The sequence below is a fragment of the Stenotrophomonas sp. CS3K5 genome (genome assembly GCF_059515225.1).
Genome location: NZ_JCAKRX010000008.1, coordinates 83,312 through 98,216, shown reverse-complemented (window position 1 = coordinate 98,216; position 14,905 = coordinate 83,312). Strand labels below are relative to the sequence as shown.

Annotated in this window: 15 protein-coding genes; 11 read left to right on the top strand and 4 right to left on the bottom strand. The window is 66.2% G+C overall.

The features are described from left to right. The first annotated feature begins 35 nt into the window (after positions 1–35). The 3 genes from AC5YGJ_RS13290 to AC5YGJ_RS13280 all read left to right on the top strand — a co-directional run bounded on the left by AC5YGJ_RS13290 (position 36) and on the right by AC5YGJ_RS13280 (position 2,869). A complete protein-coding gene (locus tag AC5YGJ_RS13290) occupies positions 36–599 on the top strand; it encodes an adenylate kinase (RefSeq protein WP_107231620.1) in 564 nt (187 codons plus the stop codon). Positions 600–929: 330 nt separating this feature from the next. Further along, positions 930–2,294, top strand: a complete 1,365-nt coding sequence (gene mpl / locus AC5YGJ_RS13285; RefSeq protein ID WP_496186800.1) for a UDP-N-acetylmuramate:L-alanyl-gamma-D-glutamyl-meso-diaminopimelate ligase — start codon at positions 930–932, stop codon at positions 2,292–2,294. Then, complete coding sequence (locus tag AC5YGJ_RS13280) at positions 2,291–2,869, top strand: LON peptidase substrate-binding domain-containing protein (protein WP_409460449.1); 579 nt, start codon at positions 2,291–2,293, stop codon at positions 2,867–2,869. The genes mpl and AC5YGJ_RS13280 overlap by 4 nt, the downstream gene beginning before the upstream one ends. A gap of 122 nt (positions 2,870–2,991) precedes the next feature. On the opposite strand, the gene AC5YGJ_RS13275 is transcribed toward AC5YGJ_RS13280, so the two are convergent. Beyond that, positions 2,992–4,989, bottom strand: a complete 1,998-nt coding sequence (locus tag AC5YGJ_RS13275) for a bifunctional DedA family/phosphatase PAP2 family protein (protein WP_309339414.1) — start codon at positions 4,987–4,989, stop codon at positions 2,992–2,994. A gap of 85 nt (positions 4,990–5,074) precedes the next feature. On the opposite strand from AC5YGJ_RS13275, the gene AC5YGJ_RS13270 reads away from it, so the two are divergent. The 3 genes from AC5YGJ_RS13270 (at position 5,075) to AC5YGJ_RS13260 (ending at position 6,654) form a co-directional block, all read left to right on the top strand. After that, positions 5,075–5,737 (top strand): serine/threonine-protein kinase, encoded by a 663-nt coding sequence (locus AC5YGJ_RS13270; RefSeq protein WP_496186799.1) that lies wholly within the window; start codon positions 5,075–5,077, stop codon positions 5,735–5,737. Then, positions 5,734–6,240 carry a DUF2867 domain-containing protein gene (locus tag AC5YGJ_RS13265; protein WP_496186798.1) on the top strand — a complete coding sequence of 169 codons (507 nt, stop codon included), beginning with the start codon at positions 5,734–5,736 and terminating at the stop codon, positions 6,238–6,240. Before AC5YGJ_RS13270 ends, AC5YGJ_RS13265 begins: the two co-directional genes overlap by 4 nt. A 183-nt stretch (positions 6,241–6,423) precedes the next feature. After that, the gene (locus AC5YGJ_RS13260; RefSeq protein WP_496186797.1) at positions 6,424–6,654 is read left to right on the top strand and encodes a hypothetical protein; all 231 of its coding nucleotides are present in this window, start codon (positions 6,424–6,426) and stop codon (positions 6,652–6,654) included. A 928-nt stretch (positions 6,655–7,582) separates the two neighbouring features. On the opposite strand, the gene AC5YGJ_RS13255 is transcribed toward AC5YGJ_RS13260, so the two are convergent. Beyond that, the gene (locus AC5YGJ_RS13255; protein WP_496186796.1) at positions 7,583–8,266 is read right to left on the bottom strand and encodes a hypothetical protein; all 684 of its coding nucleotides are present in this window, start codon (positions 8,264–8,266) and stop codon (positions 7,583–7,585) included. A gap of 108 nt (positions 8,267–8,374) precedes the next feature. Between AC5YGJ_RS13255 and AC5YGJ_RS13250 the strand changes: the two genes are divergently transcribed. The 3 genes from AC5YGJ_RS13250 (at position 8,375) to AC5YGJ_RS13240 (ending at position 11,388) form a co-directional block, all read left to right on the top strand. Continuing rightward, positions 8,375–9,193 carry an SDR family oxidoreductase gene (locus AC5YGJ_RS13250; RefSeq protein WP_496186795.1) on the top strand — a complete coding sequence of 273 codons (819 nt, stop codon included), beginning with the start codon at positions 8,375–8,377 and terminating at the stop codon, positions 9,191–9,193. 92 nt (positions 9,194–9,285) lie between these two features. Next, positions 9,286–10,278 (top strand): YiiG family protein, encoded by a 993-nt coding sequence (locus AC5YGJ_RS13245; RefSeq protein WP_496186794.1) that lies wholly within the window; start codon positions 9,286–9,288, stop codon positions 10,276–10,278. Between the two features lie 159 nt (positions 10,279–10,437). Continuing rightward, on the top strand, positions 10,438–11,388 hold the full coding sequence (locus tag AC5YGJ_RS13240; protein WP_496186793.1) for a YiiG family protein: 951 nt from the start codon (positions 10,438–10,440) through the stop codon (positions 11,386–11,388). 61 nt (positions 11,389–11,449) lie between these two features. Here the strand turns inward: AC5YGJ_RS13240 and AC5YGJ_RS13235 are convergent, their stop codons facing one another. After that, positions 11,450–12,322: an ion transporter gene (locus tag AC5YGJ_RS13235; RefSeq protein WP_496186792.1), complete on the bottom strand. Its 873-nt coding sequence runs from the start codon at positions 12,320–12,322 to the stop codon at positions 11,450–11,452. Between the two features lie 63 nt (positions 12,323–12,385). On the opposite strand from AC5YGJ_RS13235, the gene AC5YGJ_RS13230 reads away from it, so the two are divergent. Beyond that, the gene (locus AC5YGJ_RS13230) at positions 12,386–13,612 is read left to right on the top strand and encodes an acetylornithine transaminase (RefSeq protein WP_107231631.1); all 1,227 of its coding nucleotides are present in this window, start codon (positions 12,386–12,388) and stop codon (positions 13,610–13,612) included. Between the two features lie 71 nt (positions 13,613–13,683). Here the strand turns inward: AC5YGJ_RS13230 and AC5YGJ_RS13225 are convergent, their stop codons facing one another. Continuing rightward, on the bottom strand, positions 13,684–14,286 hold the full coding sequence (locus AC5YGJ_RS13225; RefSeq protein ID WP_496186791.1) for an HAD-IA family hydrolase: 603 nt from the start codon (positions 14,284–14,286) through the stop codon (positions 13,684–13,686). 122 nt (positions 14,287–14,408) lie between these two features. On the opposite strand from AC5YGJ_RS13225, the gene azu reads away from it, so the two are divergent. Next, the gene (azu, locus tag AC5YGJ_RS13220) at positions 14,409–14,858 is read left to right on the top strand and encodes an azurin (protein ID WP_496186790.1); all 450 of its coding nucleotides are present in this window, start codon (positions 14,409–14,411) and stop codon (positions 14,856–14,858) included. The last annotated feature ends 47 nt before the right edge of the window (positions 14,859–14,905 follow it).

Sequence of the window (14,905 nt, the reverse complement as noted above, 5' to 3'; positions counted from 1 at the left end):
ACCTTCTTTGTTTTCAACACGTTGGAGTCAGGTCAATGCGATTGGTTCTGTTGGGACCGCCCGGTTCGGGCAAGGGGACACAGGCGACGCGCCTGAAGGAAAAGCTGGGGATCGCCCACATTTCGACCGGTGACATGCTGCGCGCGGAAATCGCCGCGGGCACGGAGCTGGGCAAGCAGGCCAAGACGGTGATGGATGCCGGCAACCTGGTGTCGGACGACATCCTGCTGGGCATGCTGGAGTCGCGCCTGACCCAGGCCGATGTCGCCAAGGGCTTCATCCTTGATGGCTACCCGCGCAATGTGGCCCAGGCCAATGCGATGGACGGCCTGCTGGCCAAGATCGGCCAGCCGCTGGACGCGGTGGTGCAGCTGGACGTGGCCACCGAGCTGCTGGTCGACCGCATCGCCGGTCGCGCCAAGGAGCAGGGTCGCGCAGACGACAATCCGGAATCGGTGCGCCAGCGCCTGCAGGTCTACAACGACCAGACCGCCCCGGTGGTCGATTTCTACGCCGGCCGTGGCACCCTGGCCCGCGTCGATGGCGTGGGCGAACTGGACGAGATCGAAGCCCGCATCCTGGCGGCGATCAAGGCCTGATCCGGCCGGGCCGGCACGCGCTGCCGGCCCCTCGGGCGCAAAAAACACAGGCCTGGTCCGCGAGGATCAGGCCTGTGTCGTTTCATAGGCGCCAGCGAAGGGCTTGCTCAGGGCCCCGCAGCATGAGCTCCCTTGGGGATGGCCTCTTGGGGAGTAGGACCGGTTCGGGTACTGCGGCTGGCAGTTCGAATTGTGTCCGGGTTCACAGAACATCGCTATCGGGAATTCCCTGACAGAAGATTGGAGTTTTCTCACATCCGTTGTAGGGGTTGTCTTACCCCTGAGCAGACATTGGCCCTATACAGCCGTCATCGGTCACAATCCTCGGTCATGAGCAGCGTACATATCCTTGCAATCGCCGGCACCTTCATGGGTGGCGTGGCCGCCTTGGCGCGGGAACTGGGCCATCCGGTCAGTGGCAGCGACCAGGCCATCTATCCGCCGATGTCGACCCAGCTGGAGCAGCTGGGCATCACCCTGGACCAGGGCTACCGCGCCGACAGCGTGCCGGCCGGTACCGACCAGGTGGTGATCGGCAACGCACTGTCGCGTGGCAATCCGGCCGTGGAAGCGGTGCTTGACGCCGGCCAGCGCTACATTTCCGGTGCGCAGTGGCTGTCCGAACAGGTGCTGCCGGGCCGCGACACCCTGGCCGTGGCCGGCACCCACGGCAAGACCACCACCACCACCATCCTCACCTGGCTGCTGGAAAGCGCCGGGCGTTCGCCGGGCTTCCTGATCGGTGGCGTGGCCGAGGACTTCGGCGTTTCCGCACGCCTGGGCCAGGGCCGCGAGTTCGTGGTCGAGGCCGATGAATACGACACCGCCTTCTTCGACAAGCGCAGCAAGTTCGTGCACTACCGGCCGCTGGTGGCCATCCTCAACAACCTTGAGTACGACCACGCCGACATCTTCCCGGATGTGGCCGCGATCCAGCGCCAGTTCCATCATCTGGTGCGCACGGTGCCGGCGCGTGGCCGCCTGATCGTCAACGGTGAGGACCCGCACCTGGCCGAGGTGCTGGCGATGGGCTGCTGGACCCCGGTCGAGCGCTTCGGCTTCGACCCGTCGCTGGAATGGCATGCCGAACTGCTGGCCGCCGATGGCAGCGCGTTCCGCGTGCACCATCGCGGGCAGGCATTGGGTGACGTGCAGTGGTCGCTGCTGGGCCGCCACAACGTGCTCAACGGTCTGGCCGCGCTGGCCGCCGCGCATGCCGTGGGCGTGGCCCCGGCCGAGGTGATTCCTGCGCTGGCGCGCTTCCGCAGCGTCAAGCGGCGCATGGAAGTGATCGGCAGCCATGACGGCATCACCGTCTACGACGACTTCGCCCACCACCCGACCGCGATCGCCACCACGCTGGAAGGCCTGCGCGCCAAGGTGGGTGATGCGCGCATCGTGGTCGCGATGGAGCCGCGCAGCAATTCGATGCGGCTGGGCGCGCATGCGCAGGCACTGGCGCCGTCGCTGGCGCTGGCCGACGAGGTGGTGTTCCTGCACCGCCCGGAACTGGCCTGGGATGCGGCGGCGGTGATCGCCGCGGTACGCGGCCAAGCCCATGCGGTGCCGGATACCGACGCGTTGCTGGCGCAGCTGCAATCAAGCGCACGCCGCGGCGACCATGTGGTGTTCATGTCCAACGGCGGCTTCGACGGCGCACCGCGCCGCTTCCTGGCGGCACTGCAGGCCCGATGAGCAACGACGGATCGCTGCCGCTGTTTCCGCTGCACACCACGCTGGTACCGGGGGCGGCGGTGGGCCTGCGCGTGTTCGAACGGCGTTATCTGGATCTGGTCCGCGACTGCGGTCGCAGCGGCGAAGGCTTTGGCGTCTGCCTGATCCTCGACGGCCAGGAAGTGGGGGCTCCGGCAACGCCGGCGGCCTACGGCGTGCAGGTGCGCATCGAAGATTTCGATGTCGGTGCCGATGGCGTGCTGCAGCTGCGCCTGCGTGGTACGCGGCGTTTCCACGTCGAACGTACCCGTGTGCGCGACAACGGGCTGGTGGTGGCCGACGTGCGCTGGTGCGAGCAGGACCCTGACGACGAACTGCGGCCGCAGCATGCGCTGCTGGCCACGGTGCTGGGGCACATCATCGAACAGGCCGGCGAGGCCTATGCGCCGGCCAACCCGGCGCTGCTGGACCAGGCCAGCTGGGTCGGCTGGCGGTTGGCCGAGCTGCTGCCGCTGAGCGAGCAGCAGCGGTTGCAGCTGCTGCAGCTGGATGACCCGCACCAGCGTCTGCAGCAGTTGCTGGGCTGGATGCCGTAAGAGCCATCCACGCATGGCGTGCATCTGCTGTAGAGCCGAGCCTATGCTCGGCTTGATGGATTCCGCGAAGAGCAGCCGAGCATGGGCTCGGCTCTACAGTGGGTGATCGCGACCGGTACCCGTCAGGGCGTGGCGGTCTTCAAGCGCAGCACCGGCAACCCGGTTTCGCTGTGTACGTCCTCGCGCTGCGGCAGGCCCTGCACAGCCTCCTTCACCGCGTTCATCGCCGGATCCACGCCGCGCACCGGGTGCCACATGCCGATCCACTGGAAGTGGCGCTCGTAGCGCAGCGTCTGCGCGCTGCCCAGCCACAACGGTGTGGCGCCCGGCTGCAGCTGCACCGGGGCCGGCCACAGGCGCAGCACGTAGCGTTCGTCCGGCCTGGCGCCCTGGCGCACCATCAGCAGTGCTTCCACGCGCGTGTCCAGCGTGGCCGGCAGGACCGGCAGTTCGTCGGCGCCGGTGTTCTTGTCCAGCATCAGCAGCGCTTCCTGCCAGCCGGCCTGTTCCTGCCGCTTCCAGCCGCGCGCTTCCAGCTGCGCCTGCAACGGGGCCAGCGGACCGGCCACCTGCACGTCCAGCGGCCAGCGCTGGTCGTCGTCGAACTCGTTGCGGCGCGCCGGCAGCTGCGCCCAGTCGCGCTGCCACCACGCCTGCAGGTCAACCGCCTGCGGGGCCGGCAGGGTCGGCTCGAAGCGTTCCAGCTTCACCGGGATGTTGCGCGGTGCGTACCACATCGCCGCCACGGCAAACACGCCGTAGAACAGCCATGCGACCGGCTTCACCCAGAACGAGCGGTTGAAGCGGCGGCGGTAGGCGATGCCCAGCACCAGCAGCCAGAACGTGCCGAACAGCATGCCGCCGATCACATCGCTCAGCCAGTGCGCGCCCAGGTACAGGCGGGCGAAGCCGATCAGGCTGACCACGATGCCCGACACCAGGTATGGCCAGACGCGGGTACGGCCGGGCATCTCGCGCGCGATCAGCACCGCGAAGAAGCCGAAGGTGATGGTGGCCATGGTCACCGACACCGACGGGAAGCCGAAGCCGCTGCTGGCATCGAGCGGGCGCACCACGTCCACGGTGGCACCCAGCAGCATGGTCAGCGCCAGGCCGAAGGCCAGGGCGGCCAGCCAATGCGCGGCGGCCATCCAGCGCCGGCGCCAGATCAGGTAGCCCATCGCTGCCGCCGTGGCCGGCAGCAGCACCTGCCAGGCACCCAGTGAGGCCAGCGCGGCCATCGGATAGTCGGCCAGCGGGTTGCGCAGCGCCAGCATGGCCTGGTGCACCAGCAGATCGACCGCCAGCGGTTCGCCGTGGGCGACCACCACGGTCAGCAGTGCGAACCAGCCCCAGCCCAGCAACAGCAGCATCAGCGCCAGCATCGCCAGCGGCACCGACTCGCGGCGTTTCGGGTCCAGCACACCCACCGTGTAGCGGCCCAGCGTCGGGTGGCGATTGGACCAGTCCAGCAGGCGCGCCAGCCAGTTGTCCATGCGCGCGGCCGACCAGCGGTAGCCGTACAGCACGATGGCCCAGACCAGGCCCAGGATCACCACCAGCAGGCCGACCACCACCACCAGCCGCCCGGCGACGGCGGCGACCGCGTCATACGCCTCGCCGAGGATCCAGCCCGGCGCCAGGAACAGCACCGCCCAGGAAATGCTGGCAATGCCGCTGGCCTGCACGTAGCGGCTGGCCGGCATCTTCATCATGCCGGCGATGGCCGGTACGAACGGCCGGATCGCGCCGACATAGCGCGCCACCAGGATGCTCTTGAAGGCATTGCGGCGGAACAGGTTCTCGCCGCGGTCGAGCAGCTGCGGGTAGCGGCTGAACGGCCACACGCCACGCAGGCGGTCGCCCCAGCGGCGCCCGATCCAGTAACTGATGCCGTCGCCGGCAAAGGCGCCCAGCGCTGCGGCGGCCACCGCATACGGCCCGGAGATCTGGCCCAGGCCGATGAACACGCCTACCGCGAACAGCAACGGCAGCGCCGGCACGATGGCGCCGAGAATGATGACCGCATCGCAGAAGGCGATGAGGAAGATGACAGCACCCGCCAGTACGGGGTGAGCGGCAATCCACGCGAGCGTGGCGTCGATCCATGAAGAGTCCATTGCCCGATTATAGGGGCGCAAAGGTGACTGGTTCCCAGCCCCTTCGTGACCGTTTGCAACCAGCGCCATCGCCTAGAATGGGCACATGCCGCATTCGCCAGACACGCCACCGCACGCCCTGAAGGCCGACAGCTTCGGTCGCATCCTGCTCGTGAACGGGCCTGAAGGCCCCTTCGTACGTCGTGATCTGGGCGCCACCCCGCTGTGGCTGCGGCTGCCGGCCTGGTGGCTGGCCCGCCGCGAAGCACGCGCGCTGCGCCATATCCACGGCATGGCCGATGTGCCGCAGCTGCTGGCGTGGGATGGCCGTCATCTCGACCGCAGCTTCATGGCCGGCGACGCCATGTACCAGCGCCCGCCCCGCGGCGACCTGGCCTGGTTCCGCGCCGCGCGTCGCCTGCTGCAGCAGTTGCATCGCAATGGCGTGGCCCACAACGATCTGGCCAAGGAAGCCAACTGGCTGGTCACCGACGATGGCCGCCCGGCGCTGATCGACTTCCAGCTGGCGGTGATCGGCAACCCGCGCTCGCGCTGGATGCGCCTGCTGGCCCGCGAGGACCTGCGCCATCTGCTCAAGCACAAGCGCATGTATTGCCGCGAGTCGCTCACCCCGGTGGAGAAACGCGTGCTCAAGCGCACTTCGTGGGTGCGCGAACTGTGGTTCGCTACCGGCAAGCCGGTTTATCGCTTCGTTACCCGCCGCATCCTGCATTGGGAAGACAACGAGGGGCAGGGGCCGAAGCCGTGAGCCATGCGCAGGTGGTGACTGGCCCGCCGAGTGCGGGCAGCGTGCTGCGCCCACAGCTGGCTGGCGCCGATTTCGTGCACGCCTGCCAGGCGACGACGCGGCGCGATGGACGCACGGCATTGCAGGCCTATCGCGATATGGCGGCGACCATCCCCGGCTGGTTCGATGGATTGATGGCGCTGCGCAACCACGGCATGCGGCTGTTGGGCATGAAGCATCTGGGTTCGTTGCGTGCGGTGCAGGTTGCTGCCGATCCTCAACCCGGCCAGCGGCTGGGCATCTTCACACTGCAATCGCTGGACGACGATGCCATCGTGCTGGAAGACGATGATCGCCATCTTCGCGTGCAGCTCGCGCTGCAATGGCAGGGCGACGTGCTGGAGGTGGCGACAGTGGTGCATACCCACAATGCGTTCGGGCGTGTATACATGTTGCCGGTCGCCCCGGTGCACCGGTTGATTGTGCCGCATCTGCTATACAAGCAGGTGCGCAGCTATCGGTAGATCCACGCGATGGGTGGATGCTGTTAGCAATTCAATGATTGCGCACAGAGGCCGGACAATTGGCGCTGAAAGCCTCTTTCATCTGCGGGTAGCGCTCGCCTGGAATCGGGAACGAGAGAGTCGCATGGAAGCAACGTCGCGCCGTCCTGGCGCGGCTACGCATGCGGACGCGAGGGGAAAATTGTGAAGCGAGTTGCTGCTTGGCAGTGCCGTGTTGCTACGGCACTGACGCTGTGCGTGGTCGCAGGTTCGGTCTCGGCAGTCGAGCCCTACCAGGAGTACCGCAAGCTCATTGAGTCCGCTCAGAACCTGACGGCGCTGAAGGATGATCTTTTCGGCGAGAGTGTCAGCCTCTACAACGGCAAGACCGAATTTGCCGTCACCGATGTCAGCCTGCCCGGCAACAGTGCTTGATCTGGCCGGGTGGAGACAAGCTGTAAAGAATGCCAAGCCGGATGAGGTGATTTATGCTGGTTGGTTTGAGAAAGATATATAAGCTGCTCCTGTTGGTTCTTCTTTTGGGGGGCGTTGAATCGACCGCGCAAGCCCAGACTGAAGGTCGAGGGCGGTGCCAGGATCTAACGGGCGCGTACGAAGGCGTTCAGTACTGCCAGGTTCCCATTTATGCGCTCCTTGCCAACTCAGTCGATTACAACAATAAGCACGTTGCAACGTTTGGTTACCTTCTTCATGGAGAGAAGGGGGGGATGTCCTTGGACCGTCGGCCGACGCTCTCCGTCGCATTGATTTTATAGGGTGTACGGCAGTTGACTTGGATGGGGTGAGGTACGAGGAATCATCGGAGGCGCTTGAGCCGGGGATATATTTTGTAATGGTGCAGGGGATTTACGTGGAAGGATCGGTGAATGGTGCTTGCGTAGGGGTCTTTAAACGACCGATCATTTCGCGCGTATCGAAAGTTCAAGGGTTGAATTGAGTTGTGTTGCTCAATGTGCGTGGCTCAATCTCGATGCGCAGGAGGCTCGCAGGGTGGCTCACCCTTGGGTGAGTCACTTTCCCTGGGCTACTAATGATCATCGGCAAGTGATTGTTCGAATGAATCAAGCTCTTTACAGAGCGGAATTTGGACTCAACTTCCAAGTACAACGTCCAAGAATCACGTAAGACGCATGCATTGGATAGCAGTACGGTCGTCTGAGCTCGGAGGAGCGTGCCGGGTTCAGATTGAGATCAGCGATGGCGTAAGCATTCGTTCCATCGCCCGGTGTCAAGGCGCGTTGGGTGACAGTGGCGAGCCATGCTATCGAGGTTGGGTAGTCCGAATAGACCCATGCCGCCGGGCATCGCCCGGCGCTACCAGAGCATCGCGACGCATAACGCCTTACGGCGTCGCCGGCACTACCTGCTGGCCGATGAAGTTGCGCTTGGCATCGAAGTCGTAGGCGATCTGCAGCTGGCCCACATCCGGGCAGGCGTGGCAATCGCGCAGCGGGGTGCGGTACAGCAGGCGGATGCCGCCGTTCTCCAGCGGTGTTGCCCCCGCCGACTGGGCCGGCGCGAACGGCGTGGCCTGCGGGTTGGCCTTCAGCAGTTCCTGCACGCCCGGGTCGGCACGCAGGGTGTCGTCCAGCTGCACGGCATCCACATCGATGCGCTTGCCGCCGGCATCGACCAGGCGCGTGCCTTCGTTGGTGTTGGCGCGGAACGGATACTCCACGGTGGCCACGCCCAGCCCTTCGTTCTCGTGCCAGGCAGTCACATAGGCCAGTTCGCCGCCACTGGACAGCTGTTCGGCGGCGGTGATCGCCTCGGCGCTGGCGCCACCGGCGCGCATCGCATCACGCAGGCAGTCGCGGGTGGCTGCGCTCTCGCCCTGGCGGCAGGCATTGAGGTCGCCATCCCACACCACCGCTTCGCTCCAGCGCATCTTGCCGTCGGCGGCGGCCTGCTGCGCGCTGGAGGCGTCACCGGCGGGCGGCGCCTTGCCAGGTTCCGGCGAACGGCCCTGGCAGGCGGTCAGCAGGGCAAGCCCCAGGGCAGGCAGCAGCAGGCGGGAACGGCGCATGGCGTGGACCTCGTGCGTTGACGGGAGGTCCGAGTATCGTCAAGGCCGGGTGAACTCCACGTAGGCGCGGCATACTAGCGGCTCATTGCATACGCTGGAGTGTGGAACGTGGGCAGTCTGCAGGGCAAAACCCTTTTCATCACCGGTGCCTCGCGTGGCATCGGCCTGGCCATTGCGTTGCGCGCTGCGCGCGACGGCGCCAACGTCGCCATCGCGGCGAAGTCGTCGGTGCCCAATCCGAAGCTGCCTGGCACCATCCATAGCGCGGCCGAAGCCGTGACGGCCGCCGGTGGCCAGGGTCTGGCCCTGAAGTGCGACATCCGCGAGGAAGAGCAGGTGCAGGCGGCGGTGGCGGCTACCGTGGATACCTTTGGCGGCATCGACATCCTGGTCAACAACGCCAGTGCGATCTGGCTGCGCGGCACGCTGGATACGCCGATGAAGCGCTTCGACCTGATGCAGCAGGTCAACGCGCGCGGCAGCTTCCTGTGCGCGCAGGCCTGCCTGCCATATATGCTGCAGGCGCCGAACCCGCACATCCTCACCCTGGCCCCGCCGCCCAGCCTGGAACCGAAGTGGTGGGCGCCGCACACCGGCTACACGCTGGCCAAGATGGGCATGAGCTTCGTCACCCTGGGCCTGGCCGCGGAATTCGGCCCGCAGGGCGTGGCGGTCAATGCATTGTGGCCGCGCACGGTGATTGCCACCGATGCGATCAACATGATTCCCGGCGTGGACGCGGCCGGTTGCCGTACGCCGCAGATCATGGCCGACGCCGCGCATGCGGTGCTGGTGCGCGAGGCGGCGGGTTTCCACGGCCAGTTCCTGATCGACGATGAGGTGCTGGCGCAGGCCGGCATCACCGATCTTGCCGGCTATGCGGTGGATCCGTCGCGGCCATTGCTGCCGGACCTGTTCCTGGACTGAGCGCAGCGTTGAACATGGGCCGAGGGCTGCGGCCTTCGGCCCGCTGCGCTAGAATGTTTGGATGTAATCGTTTTCAACAAGGATGTGAGCACATGACACGTACGCTTTCCACCGCGGCGCTGGCCGCTTCGCTGTCGTTGATCCTGACCGCCTGCGGCGGCAAGTCGCCCGCCACCACGGGTGAAAGCGGCCCGGCCGCCAAGCCGGGCACCGGCGCGACGCCGTCCGATACGCAGCAGCAGCTGACCGCCAAACTCAACGCCTACATCGAGTGCTTCAACGCACTCGATTCGAAGACCCACCGCAGCATCGAGTCGTACACGCGCTGGATCAAGGATGTCGATGCCGGCCCGACCGGGCGCGAGACGCAGGTGTACGGCCCGTCGGAGATCAGCGATTACGACATGAAGCGCTGCGACGCCCCGGTGACCGAGGCGATCGCTGCCAAGCCGGCACTGGCCGATCTCGATGCCGCCGCGGGCCGTTATCAGCAGTCGCTGAAGGCGCTGGTGCCGGTCAGCAAGGACGCCCACGACTACTACGATCGCCAGGATTACGAGGACGACCAGTTTGCCAAGGGCAAGCAGATGCACGCGCCGTTGATGGCGGCCTTCAAGGCGTTCGTGGTCGCCAGCGAAGCGTTCAATGCCGAGCTGGAGCGCCAGAACGACGCGGCCCAGCGCGAGCAGCTCAAGGTGCTGGAACAGGCCGAGGGGCGCACGCGCGAGTACTACCGCCTGGCGATGATGCTGGAAGCGAAGGCGATCGTGGAGCTGATGAGCGAGGACGACTTTGATCCGGCCAAGGCCGGTGAACGACTGGATGCGTTCAACCGCATTTCCGACGAAGCGCATGCCAAGGTGGCCGATCAGGAACCGGGCAAGCTGGACTGGAACAGCTTCGAGCGCGAAGCCGAGAACTTCCGCCGGGAGGGCAAGGAGCGCCTGCAGCGGGTCAGCAGCAAGACGCCCTACAGCGATTTCGAGCGTCGCATGCTGGACTCGCCTTCGATGGCCCCGCGTGGTTCGGCCAGCAAGCTGATGCAGGAATACAACACGCTGGTCTTCCAGAGCAACCGCCAGTAACCGCAGCCTCCATCGCGTCATTTGTGGCGCAATCGAACAGGTCGATTGCGACGCATCGCATCGCACACTCTCGAACGGTGGGGCCTTCGCGAGGCCGCCGATGCGGGTGCTTGCGCCATGCGCGAGGATACCTACCGCCTCTTTCTGCAAGGAATCGATTTGAACGCTTCTGTACGCCTGCTTCCCCTTCTTCTGCTCGGCACGCTGGTCGGTACGGCCGGTTGCGACAAAGTGCCGGGACCGGCAGCGGCCGATCCCGGCCTGGAGAAGGTCAACGCCTACATCGAGTGCTACAACGGCGTTGAACAACCCATCCACGAAGGCTTCCAGACCTACACCGGCTGGATGAAGGATCCCGAAGCCGGTCCGACCGGCAAGGAAACGCAGCCGCGCTCACCGGGCAAGGTGCTGTCGCACCGCGTGGAGTACTGCGGCCAGGCGCTGACCGATGCGCTGGCAAAGACCCCGTCTACCGCGCTGGATGCACCAGCGCGTGACTACCAGCAGGCCTTCCAGTCGCTGTACGCGCTGATCGAACGCGCCGACGGCTACTTCACCCGTGAGGACTATCGCCGCGATGGCGGTGAGGGCCTGCGCAGCCAGCACGCGCCGTTGATGCAGGCCTATGCCGGTTTCTTCAAGGCCAGCGAGGCACTGGATGCGGCACTGGAGAAGAACGAGAATGATCGTCGCGCGGCACAGCTGAAGCAGATCGAGGAGAGCGAAGGCCGTTCGCTGGCCTACTACCATCTGCGCCTGCTGGGCGATGGCAAGCAGCTGGCCATGGCCTTCCAGGGCGACGCACCGGATCTGGCGGCGTTGCGCACGCAGCTGGCCGATTACCAGGCGCTGGTGACGGAAATCCAGAACTCCGGGGTGGGCAAGGACGACCCGATGTGGGGCCACGTGCAGCGTTCAGCGGACAAGCTGGTGCGCACCGCCGGGCGCGGCGTGGAGCGTCTGCAGCAGGGCAAGCCGATCACCGCCGAAGGGCTGGCTGCCGAGCGCAAGGCCTCCGGCAGCTGGGACACCTCGGCGCCGGAAGGTGCGCAATCCACTCTGCTGGACGCCTACAACGATCTGGTCTCCACCAGCAACCGCCTGCGATGAGCAGCGCGCGCATCCATGCGTAAGCGCCAAGGGTAGTGCCGGCCGCTGGCCGGCATGTGCCTCAATGGCTGAACGGATCCGGTAGCTGGCCGCCGCACTTGCGGCAATGCCGTGCATCGGGCTCGTGGCCTTCCAGCCCGCAATGCGGGCAGCCGCGGGCATCACGGCGCGCGGCCAGCTCGGCTTCGCGCATGGTGCTGGCCAGTTCGGCGGTATAGATGCCGGTGGGCACGGCGATGATGCTGTAGCCGATCAGGATCAGCACCGAGGTGACGAAGCGGCCGAGCACGGTCTGCGGCACGATGTCGCCGAAGCCGACCGTGGCCATGGTCACCACCGCCCAGTACATGCTGGCCGGAATATTGGTGAAGCCGTGCTCCGGTCCTTCGATCACATACATCAGCGCACCGGCGATGATGGTGATGGTGATCACCGTGAACAGGAATACCAGCACCTTGCGCCGGCTGCGCCACAGCGAGGTCATCAGCACGCCGCTTTCTTCGATGTAGCGGGTCAGCTTGAGGATGCGGAACACGCGCAGGATGCGCAGTGCGCGCACCACCAGCAGGCTCTGCGCGCCGGGCACGAACAAGGACAGGTAGGCGGGCAGGATCGACAGCAGATCGATGATGCCCCAGATGCTCACCGCATAGCGCAGCGGTCGCCGGACCACCGCCAGCCGCAGCAGGTACTCGGCGGTGAAGATGATCGTGAAGCCCCATTCCAGGATGTACAGCCCGGTGGACCATTCGGCATGCAGGTGCTGCACGCTGTCGATCATCACCACCAGGATGCTGGCGACGATGGCCACCACCAGGATCAGGTCGAAATTGCGCGAAGGCCGCGAGTCATGGCGGTAGATGATGTCGAACCACCGACGGCGCCAGCCGGTCTCGGTGGCGGGGTTCAGCTGGGGGGCGGAAAACGGTCGCATGGGCGCATTGTGCCGCAGGGGTTCCGGCGCGAGAATGGGCATTCCTGAACCTTGCCGACTGCCATGACCGCCGCGACCGATCCGCTGATCTCCCTTTCGCACTACTACCTGCCGGTCTACAAGCCCCGCCAGGTGGTTCTGGAGCGAGGCCAGGGCGCCCGCGTGTGGGACAGCCAGGGCCGTGAATTCATTGATCTGGCCGCCGGCATCGCCGTGTGCGGCCTGGGTCACAACGATCCGGACCTGGTGGCCGCGCTGGTCGAGCAGGCCGGCAAGCTCTGGCACACCAGCAACGTGTTCTACAGCGCGCCGCCGCTGCACCTGGCCGAGGAGCTGGTCAAGGCCAGCCGTTTCGCCGAGCGCGTGTTCCTGTGCAATTCCGGCGCCGAAGCCAACGAAGTGGCGATCAAGATGGTCCGCAAGTGGGCCTCCAGCCAGGGCCGTCCGGCCGACAAGCGCGTCATCATCACCTTCCGCGGCAGCTTCCACGGCCGCACGATGGGCGCGGTGACCGCCACTGCCCAGCCGAAGTACCAGGAAGGCTACGAGCCGCTGCCCGGTGGCTTCCGCTACATCGACTTCAACGATGAAGTGCAGCTGGAAACCGCGATGGCCGCCGGCGACGTGGCTGCGGTGATGCTGGAGCCGATCCAGGGCGAGGGCGGCGTGATGCCGGCCAAGTCCGGTTTCCTCAAGCGCGTGCGCGAGCTGTGCGACCAGCACAACGCGCTGCTGGTGCTGGACGAGATCCAGGCCGGCATGGGCCGTACCGGCACGCTGTTCGCGCACTGGCAGGATGACGTGGTGCCGGACATGGTCACCCTGGCCAAGGCACTCGGCGGCGGCTTCCCGATCGGCGCGATGCTGGCCGGCCCGAAGGTGGCCGAGACCATGCAGTTCGGCGCGCACGGCACCACCTTCGGTGGCAACCCGCTGGCCGCTGCGGTGGCTCGCGTGGCGCTGCGCAAGCTGGCCTCGGCGGAGATCGCCGCCAACGTCAGCCGCCAGTCGAAGGCACTGCGCGATGGCTTTGCGCGCATCAACGACGAGTTCGGCGTGTTCAGCGAGGTGCGGGGTCGCGGCCTGATGCTGGGTGCGGTGCTGAGCAAGGACTTCGCCGGCCAGGCCGGTGCGATCCTCGACCAGGCGGCCGAGCAGGGCCTGCTGACTCTGCAGGCCGGCCCGGACGTGCTGCGCTTCGTGCCATCGCTGAACATCACCGACGAAGAAGTGGCCGAAGGCCTCAAGCGACTGCGCGCAGCGATTGCCGCGTTCGTCGCGGCGCGCTGAGGCCGATTTGGTAGCGCCGGGCCATGCCCGGCGAGCGTAGAGGAACAGGGAACGCCGGGTATGGCCCGGCGCTACCTCACCGCGTAGCGCTTCAACACCTTGCCGAGGCCACGGCCGTCGCGCACGGTTTCCGCGTGCAGGCCGGCGGCACGTGCGCCGCGCACGTTGGCAAACAGGTCATCGACGAACAGCGTGTGTGCAGGCGCCACACCCAGTGTTTCCAGCGTGCGCAGGAACACCTCCGGTGCCGGCTTGCGCAGGCCGAAATCCGCACTGCAGAAAACACGCTCCTGCAGGGCAGGGAACAGTTCCGGCAGCAGGATGGGCAACGCCTGTTTCATCAGCGCGCCGTTGTTGGTCAGCACCGCCATCGGCAGCTGCAGCCTTTCCAGCCGGTGCAGCACTGCCTGCTGCGGGTGGCTGGCGGCCTGGCGGGCGGCGATCCAGGCGGGCACATCCACGCTCCTGCCCAGTTGTAAGCCCAGCCGCTCCAGATAGGCGGGGCCATCCAGCGTGCCGTCGTCATGCGCCGCCTCCAGCCCACTGTCGTAGAGCGCGGCCTGCACCGCCTGCGTCGGCACGTCCAGTGCGTGCGCAAGCTGCAGCACGCGCTGCGCGCGCTGGTACCGCACCAGCACGCCATCCACATCCAGCAGCAACAGATCGATCTGCATTGGCCGAGCATGCCATCGACATGCGGGCGCGGAAACCCTGGAGCGGGCGTGCGACAGACGGTCGCAGCGCAGGTTGCGGGCACCTGCCTAGAATGGCGCTTGAACCGGCAGGAGATACAACGATGAAGGCTTGGATGATCGCAGTGGGACTGGGCGCGTTGATGCTGGCGCCGTCGGCGCTGGCGCGGGTGTGTGCGGTGAGCATCGACAGCACTGACCAGATGAGCTTCAGCAGCCGCGAGATCAAGGTGGCCGCCGATTGCACGGCGGTGGACCTGACCCTGCGCCACACCGGCAAGCTGGCCGCTACCGCGATGGGCCACAACTGGGTGCTGACCCGCACTGCCGATTACCAGCCGGTGGCGATGGCCGGCATGCGCATGACCCTGGCCGACAGCTATCTGCCGAAGGCCGACAAGCGCGTGCTGGCGCACACCAGGGTGATCGGTGGTGGCGAGACCACGCGCGTGCGCTTCTCTACGCAGGGCCTGCAGAAGGGCGGCGATTACACCTTCTTCTGCTCATTCCCCGGCCACTTCGCGATGATGAAGGGCAAGCTCGTCTTCGGTTGATGCCGTTTGTAGCGTCGAGCCATGCTCGACGGCTCTGTGCCAACCAA

Excerpts from the sequence above, each read along its gene's own strand:
- AC5YGJ_RS13290 (WP_107231620.1), top strand. The coding sequence starts at position 36 with ATGCGATTGGTTCTGTTGGGACCGCCCGGTTCGGGCAAGGGGACACAG.
- mpl (WP_496186800.1), top strand. The coding sequence starts at position 930 with ATGAGCAGCGTACATATCCTTGCAATCGCCGGCACCTTCATGGGTGGC.
- AC5YGJ_RS13280 (WP_409460449.1), top strand. The coding sequence starts at position 2,291 with ATGAGCAACGACGGATCGCTGCCGCTGTTTCCGCTGCACACCACGCTG.
- AC5YGJ_RS13275 (WP_309339414.1), bottom strand. The coding sequence starts at position 4,989 with ATGGACTCTTCATGGATCGACGCCACGCTCGCGTGGATTGCCGCTCAC.
- AC5YGJ_RS13270 (WP_496186799.1), top strand. The coding sequence starts at position 5,075 with ATGCCGCATTCGCCAGACACGCCACCGCACGCCCTGAAGGCCGACAGC.
- AC5YGJ_RS13255 (WP_496186796.1), bottom strand. The coding sequence starts at position 8,266 with ATGCGCCGTTCCCGCCTGCTGCTGCCTGCCCTGGGGCTTGCCCTGCTG.
- AC5YGJ_RS13245 (WP_496186794.1), top strand. The coding sequence starts at position 9,286 with ATGACACGTACGCTTTCCACCGCGGCGCTGGCCGCTTCGCTGTCGTTG.
- AC5YGJ_RS13235 (WP_496186792.1), bottom strand. The coding sequence starts at position 12,322 with ATGCGACCGTTTTCCGCCCCCCAGCTGAACCCCGCCACCGAGACCGGC.
- AC5YGJ_RS13230 (WP_107231631.1), top strand. The coding sequence starts at position 12,386 with ATGACCGCCGCGACCGATCCGCTGATCTCCCTTTCGCACTACTACCTG.
- AC5YGJ_RS13225 (WP_496186791.1), bottom strand. The coding sequence starts at position 14,286 with ATGCAGATCGATCTGTTGCTGCTGGATGTGGATGGCGTGCTGGTGCGG.
- azu (WP_496186790.1), top strand. The coding sequence starts at position 14,409 with ATGAAGGCTTGGATGATCGCAGTGGGACTGGGCGCGTTGATGCTGGCG.